Origin of the sequence: Lysinibacillus sp. NPDC097162, from assembly GCF_044762185.1 — a bacterium.
Lineage (GTDB): Bacteria > Bacillota > Bacilli > Bacillales_A > Planococcaceae > Lysinibacillus.
Genome location: NZ_JBIWDT010000001.1, coordinates 1,704,538 through 1,726,114, shown reverse-complemented (window position 1 = coordinate 1,726,114; position 21,577 = coordinate 1,704,538). Strand labels below are relative to the sequence as shown.

Here is a 21,577-nt window from a genome sequence, read left to right as displayed (position 1 = left end):
TAAAGCTAGTGTGTTTTTTTACAAAATTAGTTGACTAACATTTAAAAAGTTAAATAAAAAAGGCTACCTTCGATAGAAAGTAGCCCCAAAACAGGAGAGTTTTTTGTAAAAGCTGATTATGCTTGACATTACTATTCATATGCTATGCAAGCTATTTTTGACTAGCCGTCCGCCTGAAAACTATAAAAATACAAATATTTTATCCCTTATTATATTTTTACTCTAGCAACAGATAAATTAAAGAGTTTTTCCCTGTTGAAAAGGCTTAAATTTGTGGAGGAAGTATATCGTTGACAATATGTATACAAATGTATACAATGAAGTTGTTATTAAATGTATACGTTTGTATACACAAGGAGGATATAAAATGAGAAGAGAAGAATTTAAAGAGTATAAAAGAGAAGGACATCATCGTGGTGAGCGATACAGAGGAAAGGATAGTTCTTCGCATCATCGAGGACCGAAAACATTCCGTCGAGGCAGAGCTATAGCCTTTTTAGAGACAATGAATGTAAAGCGTGCAACGATTAAACAGCAATTAGAACAACCTGAGTATCAATCAATTCAACAAATTTTAGTTGGAGAATTAAAAGCAATGGATATGGTCATTAATGAATTTATCCAATTATTTGAAATTCAAGAAAATGAAACAATGGATATGATTAGTGAAGAGGAAAATATTGAAAATAAAGAATCTATGCCGAATGAGGTGGAAGGTAAAGAGATAAATGAAACAAATTAATCACTACATCGATTCAACTTTTTATCATCAAGATCCGCTATTGGAGGATGTTCTTTCATCTATTGAAGAAAATGGCATGCCGTCAATCTCAGTTTCACCCTCTTCCGGTAAATTTTTATCAATGCTTGTATCCATCTCCGGTGCAAAAAAAATATTAGAAATAGGTGCACTTGGAGGGTATAGTGGAATATGTCTAGCTAGGGGCTTTGGTAGTGCAGGGAATTTAACTTCCCTTGAATTAGAAGAAAAATATGCAACGTTAGCAGCGAGTAACTTATCTAAAGCAGGATTTAGTCAGCAAGTGAGCTATATGACTGGACCAGCTTTACAAAGTCTCGCAACATTAGCAGAAGATAAAAAACGATTTGACTTTTTCTTTATTGATGCAGATAAAGATAATTATGAAAACTACTTGAACTATTGTCTTTCTCTTGCAGAAGAGGGGGCATTAATCGTTACAGATAACGTACTTGCTGGTGGCAGTGTAGCAGATCCGAATGCAAAAAATAAACGTTATACAGAAATTATGAAGAAATTTAATGAAACAGTGGCTAATCACCCACAATTAGAATCGATCCTTATTCCAATTGGTGATGGCATCACAATTTCAAAAGTGAAAATAAAAGAATGAGTATAAAAGGGAAAAAATGCCTCGAGAGTTAAGCTCTCGAGGTATTTTGTCATTTTAGAAATTAATCGTTGCATCTTTATCTAGATCATGCGCTTTTCAAACAGAAAAAGGCTGTAGCAAAAAGTACAATGCTACAGCTTAAAAGAAAAATGTTGTTTAGGGAGATTCATGGCTTTAATTTTATTATTGCACAGTTGTCGTAATTTTATACTTCATATGACAGCTAATAATTCTAATTAAAAAGCATTTTTTAAAGAAATCAACAAATAATAAAGTACTAAATATTTTTCTCTGGGAAGTGAAGATTTTTGAAGAAGTTTATGCTGTTAATCATGCCTATTTGCATTTTGGTGGTATCTGTTTTTTTTGTGAGCAAAAGTTTCTCTGCAGATAAAGGAAGGAAGTATTATGAAGAAGCAGGGCAAATATTATGGGAAATTAAAACGAATGAAAAAATTATAGCGTTGACCTTTGATGATGGTCCTCATAAAAAATACACGCCAGAGATATTAGATATATTAGCTAAATATCAGGCAAAATCAACATTTTTTATCGTAGGAGAAAATGCAGAAAAGAACTCAGAAGTTGTTCAACGAATGTATGAAGATGGGCATGAATTAGCCATTCACACTTATACTCATCCGTTAAGAACGACTGTTCCGAATTTACTTAAGGAAATTAAACAAACACACGATACGATATACGGTATTACTGGATATACGCCGACTTTATTCCGTCCTGTAGAAGGACAATATACAGATGGAATGATCGAAGCTGTTACAAAAGAAGGATATAAAGTTGTAATGTGGTCTTGGCATCAAGATACAATGGATTGGAAAAGTCCTGGCGTTAATAAAATTGTAAATACTGTATTAAAAGGAGCTAAAGAAGGAAACATCGTTCTTTTTCATGATGGCGGAGGAGATCGGGGACAAACCGTTAAAGCTTTAGAAAAAATACTACCTGAACTTGAAAAGCAAGGATACAAATTTGTCACGGTATCTGAATTACTTGAAGTGCAAAAGGCAAATAGAAAATTGGAAGAAAATAAATAAAAGATATAGTTCCGAAATTGTAAGAACTAAAACGAACACCTCGATTAGTGTCACTATACAAGTGACTACTTTTCGAGGTTTTACTGTTCAAGCGTGATTATTATATATTATAGTAATTAATGGAATAAATAAAAATTTTTTATAGGGAAGAGGGAAAATAAATGAAGCAAGCTTTAGTAGTTATCGATGCTCAACAAGAATTAATTGATGGTAATAACGAAGAACAAGAAGTGTTTAAGAAAGATAGATTAATTGAAAATATTAATTTCGTTATTCAAGAAGCATTAACAGAGAATGCTTTTATTATCTTTGTTAGAGATAAAGATGTTGCAAATGGACAGGGGGCTGGGTTTCAAGTTCATAATGAAATTAAGATTCCAACAAATAGAGCAATATTTATAGATAAAAAAGCGACGAATGCTTTTTATCAAACTGACTTGCTTCAATATTTAAAAGATAAGAAAGTGGATCATTTAGTCATAATGGGCTGTAAAACAGAACATTGTATCGATACAGCAGTGAGGGCAGCTACAGTGCTAACGTTCGATGTCACTCTAGTTGCAGATGGTCATTCAACAACTGATTCAAAGTCACTTTCCGCAGAGCAAATTATTGCGCATCACAATGAAACGCTGCACGGTCATTATAATGTTGATAATTTTGCTGTTGTTAGAAACGCCCAAGATTATGTATTCAAACCTAACCACAATCAATATCGGGCAGAGAATTAGGCATTCGAATGTCTAAAAATAAAGAAGAGCACAAAAATGTGCTCTCCAATTACTAACGACGATGTTCTACAAGGTCTATTGCTCCTAACACGATATGTGCTAAACCAAATCCAAAGACTGTGTTTGCAATCATTTTGTTAGAGCCACTTTTTTGCTTTAAGGCATAGCCGGCAGCCGTAACAGCAGAACCTAAAATAGTTGGGATTAAACCTTCTCGAATGTTATTCATCAACAATCCCTCCATCGTAGTTAATTGGCGTAATGACACACCATTATTACTATTTACGAATATGCATGATGCTATACTTGTCCAATGTTGTTTTAGTGAAAAGCGCATTCGCAAATGAGTAAAGAAATTTTGATAAGCAACCAATGCAATTATAAAGCTACGCATTCATTTCCTTTATCATCTAAAAAAGAACAAATAAAAAGGGTCACTTGGGGGAAGTGACCCTTGGAGTTAATAGGAGTTTAAAACGGTAACACACATTCCATTACTTTACTTTGAATGTCAGTAATTTATGAACGCAGTACCGACAATAATTAAAAGAATAAAGAGAACAACAATTAACGCGAAAGCTGATCCGTTGCCGTTGCCGCCGCCGTAGTAATTGTCACCGGAGTTACAACCACCGCCATAGTTACAGCCACCACCGTAACTACCGCCCATGCTATATCCACCATAAAAATTATTGTTCCAATTACCTGCATTTCCGTAGTATCCCATGAAACATTCCTCCTTCCTTCAATTTATAATATGTTCATTGTAGAAATGCGGAGGGGTATTTATCCCAATTTTCATAGTCTGTTTTAGAAATGTTTTTAGTAATACAATAAAATTTGGTATTGAATAGGTAAAAAAAGATTTGCCTAATAAAAAAAGCTGTAGCTCAGAAAGAAGCTACAGCTCAATATTGGTTACCATTTTGGTTTGTCAGTACAAGTATTATAACACACATTTTTATTATGGCATAGAATTGCTATGCAGAGTGGACAACTGTATAGAGTACTCGCCTTCAGTTGTATTGCATATTGTTTTATTCGCAAATAAATGATGTTCATGTATAGCTTGCGTCTACAATGAAATTACAGCGTTACAATATAAATCGTTGATGGTAAACTGTAAGATCCTAAGCTACGCTAATTCCAAACGCATTGTATGGTTCATATCTTGAAATCCTTGTTTTTCGTATAAAGTAATTGCACCTATATTTTCCGTTAAAACGTTCAACTCCAAGTAATCTAACTGCCGATTTTTTGCCCATTTTTTCGCTTCAGATAGCAAAGTAGAACCGATACCTTGATTTTGATAGTGGCTTCCAACAATAATATCTACGATAAATGCGTATTTATGTTCAACTATACATGAATATGGAGGAGTCGTAGTTTCTTGTATTAGCAAGAAGCCAACTGTTCGGTTATCTATATCCGCTATTAAAATATCTGAATCTTTATTATTAATCGTATTCTGTACAAATGTCACATCTTGTTTTGCAGGTTTTATATACTTCGGTTGTAAGTTGGACATTTCAGTAAATAGCTCTTGATATAAGCATTCAATTTCATCAATTTCATTTAATGTAGCGATTTTTATTTGCACTGTAATGCCTCCATTACGTTTATTTTAAGTTATTCTAATATTTTACAACATTAGAAAGTTTTAATATATAGTTTGTGTTTTCTCGTGTAGTAAGTGCTTTAAATATAAAATGAGGGAGGAGAAATCGCTAGTGGATAGAAGCGGAGAGATTTTTACAAGATAGATTACTAATCATAAAATATTTTTTTATGTTCGTTTTTTCTGTATTTTTGTTAACGTTCATCGATTACGCAATTGAATATGCTAGAAATGGAGGCTGTTATTGACGAAATCAAACGATGTACTTTATGAAAAATAAAGTATGTTTTGTGCCTTCAGCTATCACCTGTGTGGGTTTTAAATAATGGGGAAGTAGGTGATATTCTGGAAACAAATACGCTTTGGTCATCGTTGGTAGGTGGTATGACTGCATTAATTGCATATCTAATTGGCGGTGTAGATGAATTGGTAACATCTTTAACAATCTTAATGGCTATCGATTTGACATTAGGAGTAATGGTTGGTTGGATAATAAAAGATATTGATTCTCGTAAAACGTTTAAAGGGCTTTTGAAAAAAACAGCCATGATTTTAATGGTCATAGCAGCTGTGCAATTGGACAATGCTACAGAAAGCGGAGATTTTATGCGAAATGCTATGATTTTATTTTTAATAGGAATGGAAGGCATTAGCATCATCGAAAACTTAGGTAAGTTAGGAATTCGTGTTCCGAAGTTTTTAGCTAATGCTTTTGCACAGTTAAAAAAGGATAACGATGATAAAAAGGATGATGAATAGTAACTGTAAAATAAAGTTGCGAATCCACAATAATATTAATAAAAAAAGATAACCCACACAGGAAATGATAACAAATTACCAAACAAGACCAGAGCAAAAGAAATAATAGTCAACACCTCTCCGCCTTTGGAGAGAATTAATTTGACTCAAGCTTAACATGTGGTGAAAATAATTCCTCAAATCAGTGACATTGAGGTTATCTTGACACCATTATGGCAATTTACTTTTAAATAATAGATTAGTGAAAAATGCATGATGGACAAGTAAATATTGATAAAAATAAAAAAAGAGTCACATCTAACTAGGTGTGGCTTTTTGTAATGCATTTAATGATTATAGAAGAAGGAAAGTTGATGATGTAGAAAATCCGAAAAGGTTATTTATTTAAATCGGGGGACATTGATGACGAAAGAGGAGTTGCCAAAAAACTGCTTTATGATGATGCCCTAATTTTTTACATCAACAAGCCTACTCAAGCTTATAAGGAAGAGGTGGTACTATGCAATTGACTGACGGTTCCTGGATATTTGAAACTGAAGAGATAGATGCAGCTGTTATGAACTTAGAACGAGAAGGTTACGAGAGAGAGATGCTAAATGCATTTGCTCGTTATGCATACTTACGCTATAAGCGAATAAGAGACTATGTGAATCCACGTAAGTGTAAATACATGCTAATTGATAAAGTGCGAGAACAATTAAAGTCACCTGCCAAACTACGAAGAGTTTGTAGCTTAGTAGAAATGACGGAAGAGGAAGTGCAATACATTATTGCATTTGTCAAAAAGCATTTGAAATATGTAAAATAGACAAATTCATTAAATATGCTACAGAATAACAGCTGTGTCCTGTTTAGTTGACGCTTACAGTTCCTGAAAGAATGGGATTACTAGATTCTAAGTACAAGCGATCGGAGTAAAAGGTAAAAAGAAAGTGAGTAACTACTTTGCATAAGTTGAAAATTTAAATAACCTTTCTACCTATCCAGTGAGCTGTTAAAACTATAGGGAAAAATAAAAGCCCAAAAGGTAAACTAATCAAAATCATTTTCCAAGTAATGATTCCTTGAAAAAACAACGATCTATATAAAAGAACGCTGTATGGAATAATAATAATTACCGATGTAACAGTACCAGGGGTAATAGAGCGAAAAAGGATTGTTTGCCCAATGTGTGTAAATGCATGGATAAAAAATACTGATGAAACTACGATGAAAAAATAAAGGTTCATCGTTAAGCCATTGTATAAATATAGATTAGCAGCAATTGTGGCTCCACTTACAAATAAAAAAACAATGATGACTGCTACAGCAAATTGAGCTGTAGTCATTGAAAATTGTTTTACTATTCGATCAGCTAATTTTGATGGCAATCGTTTATATAACTTGTTTTTATTGTTATGTAACCATTTTTCAACCGTTATAATCTCTTCAAAATCGTGAACAATGAAAAAAATAGGAAATAACCATATTAGTGTTTGAATGTTTAACCAAAATTCCATATTGTAACTCCACTACTTTCTTGTAAATTTGTTTTAATAAATTAAATAGGGTCACTGGACCAGAGTGACCCTAACCAACAAATCAGGAGGTGCAAAGCTAAATTAGCTTTACACTACTATTACTATGTCGAAATAGTTATGATAGCTAGCTATTAGCCTGTAAACTAGATAAAAAATAAAAGTTTTTGTTAAAAATATCCTCTTAGCTTCTTCCTAATAAATTCATTCTTTCTAATTAAAATAATTAAAGGATGTTTCCGCTTGTTTTATATAATTAAAAGCCTTCAACAAACTCCATTAATTAAAACTCGAAGCGATATAGTATATGAGTCACTTAAATGAATAAATACATTTGATAGGAAAATAGTATAATGTAGGTGTTGTATAATAAGCCTATGTTCTTGCAATATTGTCGAACTTAATAATCAAATTTACCATTCATGATTGTCAGAAAATATCAATATAGCATATAATAAATAAAAAATATAAAATAAGAGGTGAACTTATGGGGAAACCAGTAGATTACAATCTATTTCCGGCCTATCAAAACACACTTGATGACAGACTTAATGAGCGTAAAGAAGAATATAAAGAAGAGTTAGAAAAAGCGAAAATCGGTGGATATCTTCTAGACTTTGAAAAAATATCTGAAGTAGTACCGCAATAAATAGAAAGCATCTCACTTTGAGTGAGGTGCTTTATTTATTTGAACAAACGTGGGAAATCACTGTTTCGTATTCAACAAAATTTTCTACATCAATAGCATAACTATTTTTAATTTTATAGTAGAAATTGCATTTTTATATGCATGCTATTCCTTTCATTTATTTGTTTCCAATATTAAAAATTTCATATAAATCATCTAGAAATTTCTCCAGATGAAAACTACGAGAGTTACCTTCTATTACTATGGGTATAATAACGAATAATCCTAAAATAAATATATAAGCTAAAATTACTTTAAATAATTTTGCATTATGTTCATTATAAACTGGTGCTTCTTCAACATCAGATGCTCTTTCTGTCACAAAAGTTGAATTTTGATAAACAATCTCTTCATTTACCTCTTCGTTAATTGTATTGCAATACTCACATTTATATAGAATTAAACCATCTTCAATTATTTTTTTAAAAGAGTTATTTGCCAAGCAATTTGGGCAATTGCGCAATCTTAATACACACCTTCCTATTAACATCTATTTACTATTTTAGGTAAGATAACATTAAATGTACATATTAATATGACATTACCATATTTGAGTGACGAAATTTTTGTAAATTAACGATTTAGAAGGAAGACTTGGCTGTTGTTATTTAAAGAAGTTAATACTTAGTGAATTTCGATTATGCACTACAAAATAAAATAATTAATGTAAATATAAAGCTATTGTTATAGAATGGTAAAAATACTATTTTCGAAAGTAGCGTGAAGAAATGTTTCCAATATTAAATACTGATCGTTTAGTGTTAAGAGAATTGACAGATAAAGATGCGCAAGCGATATTAAACTGCTTCTCTAATCCAGACGTTTTACGCCATTATGGACAAAAGCCATTAACAAGCATAGAACAAGTGAATCAGATCATCCAAAATTTTGCTAATAATTTCAAGGAAAAACGAGGCATTAAATGGGGTATTGAAGTGCAAGGGCAAGAGGGGATTATCGGAACTATTGGCTTTCAAGAGTGGTCGACAGAGCATAAAAAAGCGGATATTAGTTACGCACTATTTCCCGAAAGTTGGGGGAAGGGCTATGCCAAGGAAGCTGTAGATAAAGTTATTTCATATGGTTTTCAAGAGATGGATTTAATGCGTATCGGAGCCATAGTGTTTACTGAAAATGATGCATCCAACAAGCTATTAGAAAAATTAGGGTTTGAAAAAGAAGGGGTTTTAAGAAACTTTATGCATCAAAATGATATGCCATATGATACGAATATTTATTCTTTAATTAAGTAAATACTATTATAAAATTCAATGTAACGACCAGCGAAGTGAATATAGCGAGCTGGTCTTTTATTATTTTGTTATTTTTTTTATTAAGGAACTATCAAAAATCTGAAAATTTAGTTAACTGTATTGATTTTTTTATTTTGATAGTATATAATGTTCGCAAAAAAATAAAGAAAGGAGACGTAGTTTATGTGTAAGAAAAAGGTAAAAAATTGTCCGCAGGGTTAGTTCTGGTCAGTGCTTTAACGTTTTCAGCAGTAGTTCCTGTTTCCGCTGCTACATTAGAAGCTACGTATAGCGGAAACTTTGTAACAGCTTGGGAACGGTATGCTACAGGATCGGATGGGTTATCTACCATAACATATGGTTATAACACACGGTTTATTAATGAAGATTATGCTTGGGCAAACCATGCGTCAAATGAGCATTATGCGTCTTTATTTAATGGTGAATGGCATACAGGTTCAAGTCAACTTGCTTCAAGACTATCAAAAGTAGAAGTACGTCATAGAGATAGTGATACTTATATATATCGTTGTAATTGGTAATCTAGTTTGACTACTAAAGCGGGTTAACACTAGGTTAACTCGCTTTTGCACTATAAGTAATCTATTCCATAACAGGGTGATTGCGGTGAAAAAAGCAAAGTATATTTTTAGTTTAATACTATTTAGTATAGGATTCACTTTTATCGGGGAGACATACGTATGGCATTTAGTTAGCTTTGAAACGAAATATGATTACGTTACGATGTATAAAAATGGAGTAATGTCTATCCATATTCCTCAAGAAGTGATGTTAAAGGATATTACAACAGCAGCTAAGGAAGAAAATTTAGAGGTTTTTGTGGTGGATAGAAAAATTTCCACTGTTTATTCTGAAAATATAAATATATATGCGACAGAAGGAACCGCAAATTATTTAAAGGAAAGTTCTTCAGTACAACCTGGTCATTATCAAAGTATCTTTCTAGGGGATATCCAATTTGAGGTATTACCAATCACCACTATTCCAGATGTCAATAAGTTTGAAAAATATTATTTGATTGGGGATAAAGAAAACCAGATTCGTTTTAAGCAAAAACTGATTGATAAGTATGCAGGAAAGTTTCCACAGGAGGGATATAGTGCCTTTAATAGTGCCTTCAATATTAGCATTACTTGGGTTATTATATTAGGTCTTTTACTTTTAATAACTTTCTACGAAGTGGCTCAAATGAGAAAAGAAGTAGCGTTAAGAGTTATTTCTGGAGAAAGATTGCAACATATTATTTTTCGAAATGTTATCGCAGATACACTGTTTTTTATTTGTACATATTCAGTGCTAATACTATTATTTTTACAGTTTACAAATGCAAATTATCATTTTAGTATTTCCCTTTTAATGTTTGCGGTTTTTGTTGTATTCAACGTATGTACCTTTTTCACACTTTTTTTAGGTGATTATAAAAAAGATATAAAATCAAAAGATAGTGTCAAAAAAGTTTTGCAGTTAAGTTATGTGTACAAAATTATTACTATTTGTATAACGGTGATACTGGCTGCGGGATGTCTAACGCTAATTGATGAAGGGCTAAAATTTTATAAACAAAAACCTTTTTTTGAAAATGCTAAAGATTATTCTTATGTAAATATAAATGTTGAAGACGGTGAAGTGACACAACAATTAAGGTTTGATTTTTATAAAGAGAATCTTGCAATGAATAACACCCTTTCTTTAGTAGATTTACAAACTAGAGACTTAGGTTCTCCATATGTTTTTGCTGATAGCGGTACCCTTGAATATTTACATAATAAAATAAGCGAATTAAATACTGCTTCGCTCGAACAAAAAGTGTATTTTTTAGTTCCAGAAAAATATAATTCTAAAAGTGTTCAAACGGAAATAATAAAAATATGGGAAACGTACTATCCACACCCTTATGAATTTAATATTATTGCCTATAAAAAACAACTAGATATTATAGCAATAGATAAAGGTTTTAATATTAGTAGTAAGATAGTAAAGAATCCAATCATTTTATTCAATAATATGGACACAAATGCGCTTAACCCTTACTGGAATGTTTTTATATTTGGAACATCCATGTATAAAATTCAAGACTATGAGTGGGAACAATTTATTGAAAACAACCATTTAAGTCTTTCTAAGGCAAATAATTTCAAGACAAATGTTTATGAGCATTATATTCATCAATGGAATATTTATAAAAAAGGGATAGTTATAGGTTGCGTTTTACTCATTATTTTATTAATTTTAGAAGCCATCATTATTAAAACCATTTTAAACTACGAATATAGTATCAATGCAGTTGAAATTGCATTGAAAAAAATAATGGGTTATGGCTTATTTGAAAGATATAAAAAATTATTTTTAACAACCATTATTTTTGGAGGTATTGCAGGAAAGGCTGCTTTTATAATTGGGCATTTCCTTGAGTGGAGTTCGGAACTATACTTAATCACTGGTGGGTTTTCAGTTGTGTTATTAGAACTTTGCTTTGTTTTCTATTACATAAGAATAACAGAAAATAGAAGCATACAATCAATTCTTAAAGGTGGATCCGTTAAATGATCGAAATCAAGAATTTAAGTAAATCTTTTGGAAATCGAGAATTATTTAAAGATTTTAGTTTAACTATTCAAGATGGAGAGTTTATTGTATTTTCAGGGCCAAGTGGATGTGGTAAAACAACACTTTTAAATATGATTGGTGCGATTGAACAGATAGATAGTGGCAAAATTTTAGTTGATAAGATGGATATTAGTCAAAAAAAAAATCAATTAAATTATTTTGGCAATAAGGTGGGATTTCTTTTTCAGAACTTCGCTTTAATCGAAGATAAAACCGTAAGCTATAATTTGAAAATGATTAAACAAAAAAACCGTTCAAGTATTAGTCTTGAAGAAGCGTTAAACTCTGTAGGGTTATTAAATAAACTAAATGATAAGATTTATACGCTATCTGGTGGGGAGCAGCAAAGAATTGCACTAGCACGGTTAATGATAAAAAAATGCGATATTATTTTGGCAGATGAACCGACAGGCTCATTAGATAAAGCAAATGCGGATGTAGTGATCAATATATTAAAAAATATGAATAAAGATGGAAAGACGATTATTTTAGTTACGCACGATGAAGACATTAAAAAAAGAGGAGAGCGGATTGTTGAAATATGAGAAAAAAGAAAAAAATAATCATTGTTTTAGCAACTATACTTTCTATGTTTATTGTCTACAATCTATTGTGGTATGCCTGGATGAATGTTAAGTATTCTAAATATACAGGAGACTTAGACGAATTTATACCCAATCGTAGTTATATATTATCGCAAAATGCTTATCTTTATAATGTGAAATTGCCAGATTATTTATCGTTAGTGGGTAATTTAGCTGTTTCAACAGATGATAATAAATATGCATTAATCATATGGCCATCATTCATAGGAGACAATAAATATGGTATTCAAATTACAGATGAAAATAAGCAAACTTACTCTATTATGATTAATAGGGATCTGAGCGTTATCGATGATGTTCATGAAGAAATAATTGACAATAACAAAGAACAGGTTGAAACATTATTTAAGAAAGCGCAAGATATGTGGGGGGAAATATAATTTATATAAGATTAGGGGATGGCTTTGCTAGTAGCAGAACAAGGTTACATCAACTTACAGAGACTGAGCGCTTCAAAATAATAGTAAAACTCGCATTTTGATTATATGATGGCAAAATGGGAGTTTTTCTTTGTAGGATCATAAAGCCATTTTTTAGCAACATTGTAGTAGGAAAAGTTTAGCTTATGCATTATTTATTTTTTTAAGGAAAATTATACATGTATATCTAGTAGGGATTTTTAATTTACTATATAATTTCCTTAAATCTCATTTTAAAATGACAGAAGGGGAAGTATGATGCAAATAGAAGAGCTCAAAGTGAGAATAAAAAGTGAACCATCTACATTTATTTCTTATTTGGAAAAACTAATTAAAACAAACAAATTTGATGATGGTGAAGTGTTGGAAATTGCAATACTAATGATTAAATACGGATCTGATAAATTGTCAGATGAACAATGGGCTATCTTTCTAGTAAATGGTATATTATGTGATAAATATATTGATCAATGTGATAGCTGTTCTGAACAAATGCCATGGTCAAATATGTATAGTGCTATTTTTATTAATCAAGATTATCTTTGTGCTAACTGTCGATACATGGAAAATAAAATTAAAGTCTGATATATAAACCTGTAATAGGGTTAGTTGTACCCATCGACGAGAATCCAAGCAGTAATTGAACTCGGAAGAAGGGCATGATGTTTGTTGTTTTCATATTACCTATTCAAATCCTACTTGGATTAATTAATCAAGGTTTTAGCAATTTTATACGACTTTTATGCCTAACAATGAAGCAAACCCAACTGCTTGTTCTGAGGATACTTCACAACCTTTCAAACTTTCCAATGTAACATTTAACCTTTCAAATCTACATGTGCTAATATCAATTCCTTTTAATGATGTTTGAGAAAAATCAACATCATTAAGATCACATTGATTAAACAAGACCTTATTAAATTTGCATTCGAAATAATTGGCACCTTGTAGAGTTGAATTATTAAAAGTAACCTGTTTTAAACGAGTATCTGAAAAGTCACATAAATTTGCTATGCAATTTTCAAAAGATACATTTCCTACATTAGCTTCTGCTAAATTCAAACCTAATAATTTACAGTTTTCAAATTTGACTCTGTGAATTAGTCCTTCACTAAAGCTCGCATTCGATAAATCACAGCTTTCAAAAATGACATCGGTCAAATCAATTTTTCTAAAAGTTACATCTATGAATCTTACATTTTTAAAGAGAACTTTTGAAAGTATAAGTCTTTCAATACACTCATTATCAATGACGGTGTTAGAGATTACACAATTTGATAAGAACGGATCTTCTTCATAAAAAATATCTTGAAAATTTGCTTTTTCTAAAGTTAAAGGTAATTTTGGTGATTCCATTTTAAATGTTTTTGCCACAATAGCACACCTTTCAAATGTAATTATTTATATAGAATAATAAAAAATACATTATTATATAAGACTTTATTTTTTAGTGATTGTGTGGACAAGAAAATCTGTCATCCTAGATTTGTTCAAGAGATACAATGAAGGGGGTTATATTGAATGATTCCGTTTGGAATATAGAGCATTGTTGCGAAGAATTAAAAAAGTAGTGAAAGCAACTGGTTTCGTAGATGTTGATTGGCATTTCCCCGTGAATATAGGTTATTACCAACCTAAATTGACTGCTCGTAAAATTTAATAAATGAATGTTAAGGTGGTGTTCGATTTTTGGCTGAATATATAAAAGAAATAAGAAAATTGATAGGTACAAAACCATTGATATTAGTTGGTTCCACTGTCATTGTTCTAAACACCTATAACGAGGTATTACTACAACTTCGTTCAGATACAAAAGAATGGGGATTGCCTGGTGGTGCAATGGAACTCGGGGAAAGCCTAGAAGAAACTGCTGCACGAGAATTATTTGAGGAAACGGGTTTAACTGCGAAAAACTTCAAATTTCTTGATTTGCTATCAGGACAAGAGCTTTACTTTAAGTATCCGAATGGTGACGAAGTTTATAACATCATTAGTGTTTATCTTGCAGAAGATCCCTATGGAGAATTAGCAATGTCAGATAGGGAAAGTTTAGATTTAAAATACTTCTCATCAAAAGAATTACCAGCAAACATTGATGAAAGAGCTCAATTGATTATGAACAAACATTTTTTATAGTGGGGAATTTAAAAAGATAATTTGAAAATTTTTTACCAGAGTTGTTGATGAAATTTTTAATACATCAATCAAATCGTATGACTTTGACCATGTGAAATTTTAAAAATGATTAAAGGTTGTTTGAAAAATGTTGAGAAAAAAATGTAATAATAAATCAGTATTTTTATTTATGTCTTATCTATGATAACGTAAATGAGAGGAGGCGGACAGATGAAAATTTTTGATGCACATTTTCATATTATAGATTTTAATTACCCTATTACTGAAAACCAAGGATATGTTCCACCAAGTTATGTTGTAGAAGATTATCAAAATGAAACAACAACCTATAATATTATAGGTGGGGCGATAGTATCCGGCTCTTTCCAAGGTTTTGATCAAAATTACTTAATTGATGCTTTAGAGAAAATGACCCCTACTTTTTGTGGCGTAACACAATTACCATTTTCAGTGACTGATGATGAAATTATTGATTTGCAGAAAAAGGGTGTGCGCGCATTACGATTTAATGTGCAACGTGGCGGCTCCGAAGATTTAACTAAGCTTGATTACTTTGCAAGACGTGTTTATGATTTAGCTGGTTGGCATAGTGAATTATATATAGATGCCAAAGAATTGCCAGAAATTGCACCAACAATTGAAGCATTACCGGCTATAACGATTGATCATTTAGGTTTATCCGAGGAAGGGTTACCTCATTTGTTACAGCTTGTTGATAAGGGTGTACGGGTAAAGGCGACAGGTTTTGGTCGCGTAAGTCTTGATGTTGAGAATGCTTTGAAATCCATTTATGCTGTTAATCCAGATGCTTTAATGTTCGGTACAGATTTGCCCTCAACTCGAGCAAAAAGACCCTTTGCGTATTCTGATATAGAATTGATCCAGCAATTATTTGATCCAGCAGCTGCGGAACAAATATTATATAAAAATGCGTTAGAGTGGTATTTTAAATAATATAATTTAAATAACATATATGAAACACCTATTTTGCAATCTGTTGCTGGCAATAATTTGAGCAAAGAAATGGAAATGCGAAGGGTGTTTTCTTGTTCCTTACAAGCTGTTGGACTGTTTTGTTGAAATAGCTGATATTATAAATATTCTAAATTTAATTTTGCGATAATCGGAAGAGTGCGCTTTAATTTACAATAAAAGGGTGATGATTATGAATTCCAATTTTAACTTTACTAACTTTCCAATGTTTGAAACAGAACGGTTTATTTTACGCCAAGCGCTAGAAAATGATTGTCATGATCTTTTTGATTTGTATTCAGATGAGCAAGTGACTAGATATACTCCGCTAACACCATTTAAGTCTATTGATGATGCGAAGGATGAGTTGAATTGGTACGATACGATTTTAAGAGAACAGACTGGTTTTAGATGGGTAATTGAAGATGTGGAAACTAAAAAAGTAATTGGTACTTGTGGGTTTTTGAATTATGAAAAAGAACATAATCGTATTGAAATCGGCTATGATTTACATCCTAGCTATTGGGGGAAGGGCGTAATGAAAGAGGCGTTAAGTTGTATTATTTCTTTTGCCTTTTTGACGATGAAAATTAATAAAATTGAAGCGAAAGTTGAACCAGAAAATCAATCATCAATTAGATTGTTAGAAAAATTAAATTTTTCTAAAGAAGGTGTTCTAAGACAACATGAATTTGAGAATGGAAAATATGTTGACCTTGCGATTTTTTCTATATTAAGAAGGGAATATCAATAATTTTTTTATAAAGTTATGTGTAATCCAAAGTATATCTTTACAGTGAAATACTTTTTAAGCATGGATATGTTTGTGCTATCATTTTAATTAATTTATATTAATATCGAAACTTACAATGAGTAGCCGTTTATCTGGGAGATTTTCAGATAAACGGCTATTTTGCATAAATCACTTGAACTTTTTTCAATAAAAATATGTAATCGTATAATTTCTTACTGATAAATTTCGAACTATACCATTAGCGACTTACAAACTACTGGTATTGCTGATTTGATAAAAGGTGTAAAAATTTTTTGAAGGTATAAAAGAGGTGTTTTCTTCTACCTTAGGTTTATTTTTGCTCGAAAAAACGTTGACAAATAATATTCCGATAATTTAGAATTCAATTATTGATAAATGATAATCAATTCTCATTTTTAAAGAGGTGTAATTATGAGTGCAGAAAAAACATTAGAAATTATTGATTTATTTAATTACGAAACAAGAGAATTATCAGTGCAGCAAATAGCAATATTATTAAACAGCCCACAAAGTTCTGTTTATAGGCATTTGAAAATTCTAAAAGAAAAAGGATTTGTTGTAGAAACAAGTCTAGGAAATTATAAGTTAGGCTATCGTTTTCTACAGCTAGCCAAATATGTGAAGAGCGATATTAATTTATCCTCCATTGCATTTCCTATTATGAAAAATCTATCTACCAAATTAGGTGAAACGATTATTTTAACGATTCCTACCGAATACTCGGCAGTCTGTTTAGAGGTTGTTACGCCAGATAAAGCAATAAAAGTAGCATCTGAACAGGGGAAGATACTGCCTCTACATGCAGGTGCTTCTACAAAAACATTACTGGCTTATATGCCGGAAGATACATTAGAGCAATTAAACAAGCGAGGATTGCTACATAAATATACAGAAACAACTATAACCTCTGTCAAAGAAATTCAGGAAGATATTCAGATTACTAGAGAGAAAGGGTATTCGTATTCTGATTCTGAAGTAGATGAAGGGGTAATCGCATATGGGGTACCAATTCATGATATGGATAACAATTTAATCGCAGCTTTAAGTATAGCTGGACCTTCAGAACGAATGAAGGAAGCTGATGAGCAAAAAATAATTGAACAACTATTGAATGCAAAAGAAGAAATTCAACATTATTTTTAGTACACAAAGGGGATGGGAAAATGAATCAATTTGAAGTAGTTATTCAAGGTCAATTAGTTTTACCTGAGCAGGTAGTAGAAGGAGAAATCGGCGTTCAAAATGGGAAAATCGTAGTAATCTCGGAGGGTATCGGAAACCTTCAAGCAACTACTATAGTAAATGCGCAAGGAAAATATGTTTTTCCAGGTTTAATTGATGCTCATGTACATTGCTTTAGTAACCCGGATGAAGGTTTTGAAGTAACAAGCGCAGCGGCAGCGGCAGGAGGGGTTACCACATTCCTTGATATGCCATATGATTTACCAAATCCTATTAACAATGTAGACATATTTAAGGAAAAAGTTGAGCGCTTAAATGAGCAATCAATCGTAGATATTTGTTTATGGGGTACAATTTCGAAATATGACGGTATAGAACAAATTAAGCCATTAGCAGAAGCTGGGGCAGTAGCATTTAAAATGTCTACATTTGAGACAGATGCCTATCGCTTTCCACGTATACCAGACTACGAAATTATGAAAGCGATGGAACAACTTCGGGAATATGATTTAGTCGCGGCGTTCCATGCAGAAAACGATGAAATCATTGCTGATCTGATTGAAGACTATCAAAAGGCTGGGAAGGTATACCCAAAAGCACATATGGAGACTCGTCCACCTTATACAGAAACGTCTGCTGTATTAAAACTTATGGAGTTCGCCCATTGGACAGATTCAAAGCTTCATATTGTTCATGTAAGTCACCCACGTACGTTGGAATTAATCAAACTGTTTAAAGAGCAAGGTACGAAAGTAACATCAGAAACTTGTTACACTTACTTACTATTAAACTGTGATGATTTAGATAAATATGGTCCGAAAGCAAAAAATAATCCACCATTACGCTATCAAGAAGATGTGGATGGCTTATGGGAGAAACTAAAAACAAATGATCTTGATTTTGTTACATCGGATCACGCACCTTGGTCATGGGCACATAAAGAAAAAGGAAAAGATAATATTTTCCTAGCTGCATCCGGTATGCCTGGTTTAGATATTATGGGTTCATTAATGTTTGAAAGTATGGTAGTAGACAAAGGATTTTCACCTGTGCATTTTGCAAAAGCAATGGCTCAAAATCCTGCAGATATTTATGGCATACCAAATAAAGGGCGTATTGCAGAAGGATTTGATGCAGATTTTGCAATTATTGATCCGGAAGTTGTTTGGACAATAGACGAAAATCAATTCCATTCTTATTCGAAAATTTCACCATTCCATGGACAAAAGGTAAACGGAAAAGTTGTGCATACGATTGTTCGTGGCGAAACCGTTTATGATGGCGAGAAAGTGACAAAAGAGCCAGGATTCGGCGCATTTGTTCCAGGTAAGGCATTTAAACAATAATTGAGGTGTAGGGATGTCAATTCAACATTTTGAAGATGCATTAAAGCGTTTATTACAAGTTGATTGGGACATGTTACCTGCAAAAACTAAAGAGCGTGTTGAATGGATCTATTTAGACACTTTTATGGTAGCGGCTTATGGCATGCAAGCTGCTACAGAAGTGTCACAGCTGATAATAGAGCAGCCCGAAGGAAATATTCCTTTAGTTGGGCAGGCACTAGCCAGACAGCCACATGATTTTTTAGTTCTAACAGGAACAGCTATTGTTAGCTTTGAACTAGATGAGGGAAACCAATTTGCAAAAGGTCATCCTGCAGCCCATATATTTGGCCCACTATATGTCGCTGCTTATGAAGAAAATAATTTAGGTAAAGATGTGTTACGTGCTTTTATGATAGGTTATGAAATAAGTGCGCGCTTAGGAAACGCGAGTAAGCTAGATGACAACGCACATCCACATGGCACATGGGGTATTGTTGGAGGTGCTGTTGCTGCAGCTATATTAAAAGGATTTACAGATGATGAAATTATAGAAGTGGCCAAGTTAGCAGCAACGTTTCCATTAGTTACTTCATGGCAGGCCGCAATACAAGGTCGAACAGCTCGAAATTTATATGTTGGTTTAGCCAATCAAATTTCATATCAAATGCTAGGCTTTATGAAAGCTGGTTTTTCAAGCCATTTAAGTGTAGTGGATCATGTTTGGGGACATTTATTACCAGTATCAATAGACTATTCGTTATTTAATCAAAAAGAAGATGAACCATATCTTATTGATCAAAACTATTTTAAATTATATCCAACTTGTCGATTTACACATTCAGCAATTGATGCGGCAAGGGGTTGTTTGGAGCAACTGAGTTCTAGCACAGCAGCAATTACAAAAGTAGAAGTATCAACATACTCACTAGCTGCACGTTTAACAAATAAAGATCCCGAAACAGTATTAGCATCCAAATTTTCTATACCTTATGCGGTTGCGGCGGTGCTTCTGAATAAAAGCTTATATACGCATTATCAAGTAAATGTAGATGATGAAGTCCGTGCTTTAATAGAAAAAATAGAAGTCACTGAAGATGTAGAACTTACAGGGATGTTACCAACGAGTCGCCCTTCAAAGATAAAAATTACGCTTGCGGATAATCATGTAATCGAGGAAACAGCTTTAGATGGTAAGGGGAATTTTAAAGAACAACTTCCGAAGTTAGAATTGCAACTTAAATATACTGAATTATTTGAAAATAATAGTCTGTCGAATGTACAAAAATTTGTGGATACAGTACAACAACTTGAAAAATTCAGATTTAGAGACTATATCGCACAAGTAAGTGAGGTGAGGGAATGTATCAAATTAATTTAAAGCGCTTACAAGAAAACTTTGAAGAACTGGCAACTCACTTCAATACGGGAGAGGCGGGGTTTAATCGACTTGCTTTTTCACTTGAGGAAAAAGGTGCTTTAGAGTGGCTAAAGCGGAAGCTAAATGCAATTCAAGTAAGCGTAAAAGAAGATGCTGTTGGTAATGTTTTTGGGAAGTTAGGAGCTAACAACCTGCCTTCCATTAGTTTTGGGTCCCATTTAGATACTGTAAGAAATGGTGGCTTATACGATGGGGCATTAGGCGTATTAGCGGGGCTAGAATGTTTGCAGACATTCGTTGAAAACGGTTATAAACCAACTAAACCATTAGAACTAATTGCTTTTGTAGCGGAAGAGGCCAACCCATTAGGCGGCACATTTGGCAGTCGCGCTTTAGCGGGCATGTTAGATGAGAGTTATACAGATGAAAAATTGAAAATAGTAAATTTGACACGTGCACAATGTGAGAAGGCAGTTCGTTCTCAAAGTGAGTTTGAAGCATTTCTTGAACTTCATATCGAGCAAGGTTTTGTTCTTGAAGAAAAAGGGACAAAAATTGGTGTAGCCACGGCGATTGCTGGCATATTGAGAATTTTTGTTCATATTAAGGGAGATGCCCGTCACGCAGGGACAACACCTATGCATCGTCGAAATGATGCATTACTTCAGGCAGCATCTTTAGTTCAATTTGTAAATAATGTGGCCAAAACGCAAGAAAGTAATTTAGTCGCAACAGTTGGTGAATTCAATGTTTTCCCAAATTTAGCTAGTGTCGTCCCAGGTACTGTTGAATGTATGATTGAAATTCGTGGGGATCTTTGGGAAGAGATAGAGTCGGTAGAAAATATGATTTTAAACTGGTGTAAACAGCATATTGACGCATCATTACGAAGAGATGTAGTCAAATATCCAAATGCTTTGGATGCAAGTATTCAACAAGCGATTACGAATGTATGTGAAGAAAATGAAGTAAGTTATACGCAAATGTTAAGTGGTGCAAATCATGATACGAAATCGATGGCTACATTATCGAAAGCTGGCCTATTTTTTATCCCGAGTAAGGACGGTATAAGCCATCACCCTGATGAGTATTCATCATGGGAGGATATAGAAATCGGAACAAATATTTTACTTAAAACGCTAGTATTTTTATCAAAATAA

General features: G+C 32.7%; 26 protein-coding genes. 20 read left to right on the top strand and 6 right to left on the bottom strand.

The genetic code is table 11. The features are described from left to right. The first annotated feature begins 367 nt into the window (after positions 1-367). From ACIQXW_RS08785 to ACIQXW_RS08770, 4 genes are all read left to right on the top strand, one after another. Positions 368-742, top strand: coding sequence for a hypothetical protein (locus tag ACIQXW_RS08785; protein ID WP_402761256.1), 375 nt, complete (start codon positions 368-370; stop codon positions 740-742). Beyond that, positions 729-1,373: an O-methyltransferase gene (locus tag ACIQXW_RS08780; RefSeq protein ID WP_402761254.1), complete on the top strand. Its 645-nt coding sequence runs from the start codon at positions 729-731 to the stop codon at positions 1,371-1,373. Before ACIQXW_RS08785 ends, ACIQXW_RS08780 begins: the two co-directional genes overlap by 14 nt. 308 nt (positions 1,374-1,681) lie before the next feature. Continuing rightward, the gene (locus ACIQXW_RS08775) at positions 1,682-2,428 is read left to right on the top strand and encodes a polysaccharide deacetylase family protein (protein WP_340824167.1); all 747 of its coding nucleotides are present in this window, start codon (positions 1,682-1,684) and stop codon (positions 2,426-2,428) included. A 161-nt stretch (positions 2,429-2,589) separates the two neighbouring features. Beyond that, positions 2,590-3,159 carry a cysteine hydrolase family protein gene (locus ACIQXW_RS08770; RefSeq protein ID WP_402761251.1) on the top strand — a complete coding sequence of 190 codons (570 nt, stop codon included), beginning with the start codon at positions 2,590-2,592 and terminating at the stop codon, positions 3,157-3,159. Positions 3,160-3,211: 52 nt separating this feature from the next. On the opposite strand, the gene ACIQXW_RS08765 is transcribed toward ACIQXW_RS08770, so the two are convergent. The 3 genes from ACIQXW_RS08765 to ACIQXW_RS08755 all read right to left on the bottom strand — a co-directional run bounded on the left by ACIQXW_RS08765 (position 3,212) and on the right by ACIQXW_RS08755 (position 4,759). Continuing rightward, positions 3,212-3,388 (bottom strand): asparagine synthase, encoded by a 177-nt coding sequence (locus ACIQXW_RS08765; RefSeq protein ID WP_172771828.1) that lies wholly within the window; start codon positions 3,386-3,388, stop codon positions 3,212-3,214. Positions 3,389-3,670: 282 nt separating this feature from the next. Continuing rightward, on the bottom strand, positions 3,671-3,886 hold the full coding sequence (locus tag ACIQXW_RS08760) for a YjcZ family sporulation protein (RefSeq protein WP_340824169.1): 216 nt from the start codon (positions 3,884-3,886) through the stop codon (positions 3,671-3,673). A 408-nt stretch (positions 3,887-4,294) separates the two neighbouring features. Then, a complete protein-coding gene (locus tag ACIQXW_RS08755) occupies positions 4,295-4,759 on the bottom strand; it encodes a GNAT family N-acetyltransferase (RefSeq protein ID WP_402761247.1) in 465 nt (154 codons plus the stop codon). A gap of 402 nt (positions 4,760-5,161) precedes the next feature. Between ACIQXW_RS08755 and ACIQXW_RS08750 the strand changes: the two genes are divergently transcribed. Together ACIQXW_RS08750 and ACIQXW_RS08745 are read left to right on the top strand one after the other, a co-directional pair. Then, positions 5,162-5,536 (top strand): phage holin family protein, encoded by a 375-nt coding sequence (locus ACIQXW_RS08750; RefSeq protein ID WP_340824171.1) that lies wholly within the window; start codon positions 5,162-5,164, stop codon positions 5,534-5,536. 499 nt (positions 5,537-6,035) lie between these two features. Further along, a complete protein-coding gene (locus ACIQXW_RS08745; RefSeq protein ID WP_340824172.1) occupies positions 6,036-6,344 on the top strand; it encodes a hypothetical protein in 309 nt (102 codons plus the stop codon). 154 nt (positions 6,345-6,498) lie between these two features. Here ACIQXW_RS08745 and ACIQXW_RS08740 read toward each other — a convergent pair whose 3' ends face one another. After that, positions 6,499-7,035, bottom strand: a complete 537-nt coding sequence (locus tag ACIQXW_RS08740; protein ID WP_402761243.1) for an HXXEE domain-containing protein — start codon at positions 7,033-7,035, stop codon at positions 6,499-6,501. 505 nt (positions 7,036-7,540) lie between these two features. On the opposite strand from ACIQXW_RS08740, the gene ACIQXW_RS08735 reads away from it, so the two are divergent. Beyond that, complete coding sequence (locus ACIQXW_RS08735) at positions 7,541-7,702, top strand: hypothetical protein (RefSeq protein WP_340824175.1); 162 nt, start codon at positions 7,541-7,543, stop codon at positions 7,700-7,702. Positions 7,703-7,859: 157 nt separating this feature from the next. Here the strand turns inward: ACIQXW_RS08735 and ACIQXW_RS08730 are convergent, their stop codons facing one another. Then, complete coding sequence (locus ACIQXW_RS08730; protein WP_402761240.1) at positions 7,860-8,204, bottom strand: hypothetical protein; 345 nt, start codon at positions 8,202-8,204, stop codon at positions 7,860-7,862. Positions 8,205-8,469: 265 nt separating this feature from the next. On the opposite strand from ACIQXW_RS08730, the gene ACIQXW_RS08725 reads away from it, so the two are divergent. From ACIQXW_RS08725 to ACIQXW_RS08700, 6 genes are all read left to right on the top strand, one after another. Continuing rightward, positions 8,470-8,994 (top strand): GNAT family N-acetyltransferase, encoded by a 525-nt coding sequence (locus ACIQXW_RS08725; protein WP_401017122.1) that lies wholly within the window; start codon positions 8,470-8,472, stop codon positions 8,992-8,994. A 206-nt stretch (positions 8,995-9,200) separates the two neighbouring features. Then, positions 9,201-9,536, top strand: a complete 336-nt coding sequence (locus ACIQXW_RS08720) for a mediterrocin family bacteriocin (protein ID WP_402761237.1) — start codon at positions 9,201-9,203, stop codon at positions 9,534-9,536. Positions 9,537-9,621: 85 nt separating this feature from the next. Continuing rightward, positions 9,622-11,562, top strand: a complete 1,941-nt coding sequence (locus ACIQXW_RS08715) for a hypothetical protein (RefSeq protein ID WP_402761234.1) — start codon at positions 9,622-9,624, stop codon at positions 11,560-11,562. Then, a complete protein-coding gene (locus ACIQXW_RS08710) occupies positions 11,559-12,167 on the top strand; it encodes an ATP-binding cassette domain-containing protein (protein ID WP_402761231.1) in 609 nt (202 codons plus the stop codon). The genes ACIQXW_RS08715 and ACIQXW_RS08710 overlap by 4 nt, the downstream gene beginning before the upstream one ends. Continuing rightward, a complete protein-coding gene (locus tag ACIQXW_RS08705; RefSeq protein WP_340824184.1) occupies positions 12,164-12,607 on the top strand; it encodes a hypothetical protein in 444 nt (147 codons plus the stop codon). The genes ACIQXW_RS08710 and ACIQXW_RS08705 overlap by 4 nt, the downstream gene beginning before the upstream one ends. 294 nt (positions 12,608-12,901) lie before the next feature. Then, positions 12,902-13,231, top strand: coding sequence for a hypothetical protein (locus ACIQXW_RS08700; RefSeq protein ID WP_402761228.1), 330 nt, complete (start codon positions 12,902-12,904; stop codon positions 13,229-13,231). 144 nt (positions 13,232-13,375) lie between these two features. On the opposite strand, the gene ACIQXW_RS08695 is transcribed toward ACIQXW_RS08700, so the two are convergent. After that, positions 13,376-14,020, bottom strand: coding sequence for a pentapeptide repeat-containing protein (locus tag ACIQXW_RS08695; protein ID WP_401017115.1), 645 nt, complete (start codon positions 14,018-14,020; stop codon positions 13,376-13,378). Between the two features lie 315 nt (positions 14,021-14,335). Between ACIQXW_RS08695 and ACIQXW_RS08690 the strand changes: the two genes are divergently transcribed. From ACIQXW_RS08690 to ACIQXW_RS08660, 7 genes are all read left to right on the top strand, one after another. Next, positions 14,336-14,782 carry an NUDIX hydrolase gene (locus tag ACIQXW_RS08690; protein WP_402761225.1) on the top strand — a complete coding sequence of 149 codons (447 nt, stop codon included), beginning with the start codon at positions 14,336-14,338 and terminating at the stop codon, positions 14,780-14,782. Positions 14,783-14,992: 210 nt separating this feature from the next. Beyond that, the gene (locus ACIQXW_RS08685; protein ID WP_402761222.1) at positions 14,993-15,736 is read left to right on the top strand and encodes an amidohydrolase family protein; all 744 of its coding nucleotides are present in this window, start codon (positions 14,993-14,995) and stop codon (positions 15,734-15,736) included. Between the two features lie 211 nt (positions 15,737-15,947). Beyond that, positions 15,948-16,508, top strand: a complete 561-nt coding sequence (locus ACIQXW_RS08680; protein WP_402761219.1) for a GNAT family N-acetyltransferase — start codon at positions 15,948-15,950, stop codon at positions 16,506-16,508. A 432-nt stretch (positions 16,509-16,940) separates the two neighbouring features. Continuing rightward, a complete protein-coding gene (locus ACIQXW_RS08675; RefSeq protein ID WP_402761216.1) occupies positions 16,941-17,672 on the top strand; it encodes an IclR family transcriptional regulator in 732 nt (243 codons plus the stop codon). A gap of 20 nt (positions 17,673-17,692) precedes the next feature. Next, positions 17,693-19,057, top strand: a complete 1,365-nt coding sequence (locus tag ACIQXW_RS08670) for a dihydroorotase (RefSeq protein ID WP_402761213.1) — start codon at positions 17,693-17,695, stop codon at positions 19,055-19,057. A gap of 13 nt (positions 19,058-19,070) precedes the next feature. Beyond that, positions 19,071-20,417: an MmgE/PrpD family protein gene (locus ACIQXW_RS08665; protein WP_402761210.1), complete on the top strand. Its 1,347-nt coding sequence runs from the start codon at positions 19,071-19,073 to the stop codon at positions 20,415-20,417. Continuing rightward, positions 20,399-21,577, top strand: a complete 1,179-nt coding sequence (locus ACIQXW_RS08660; protein WP_402761207.1) for a M20 family metallo-hydrolase — start codon at positions 20,399-20,401, stop codon at positions 21,575-21,577. The genes ACIQXW_RS08665 and ACIQXW_RS08660 overlap by 19 nt, the downstream gene beginning before the upstream one ends.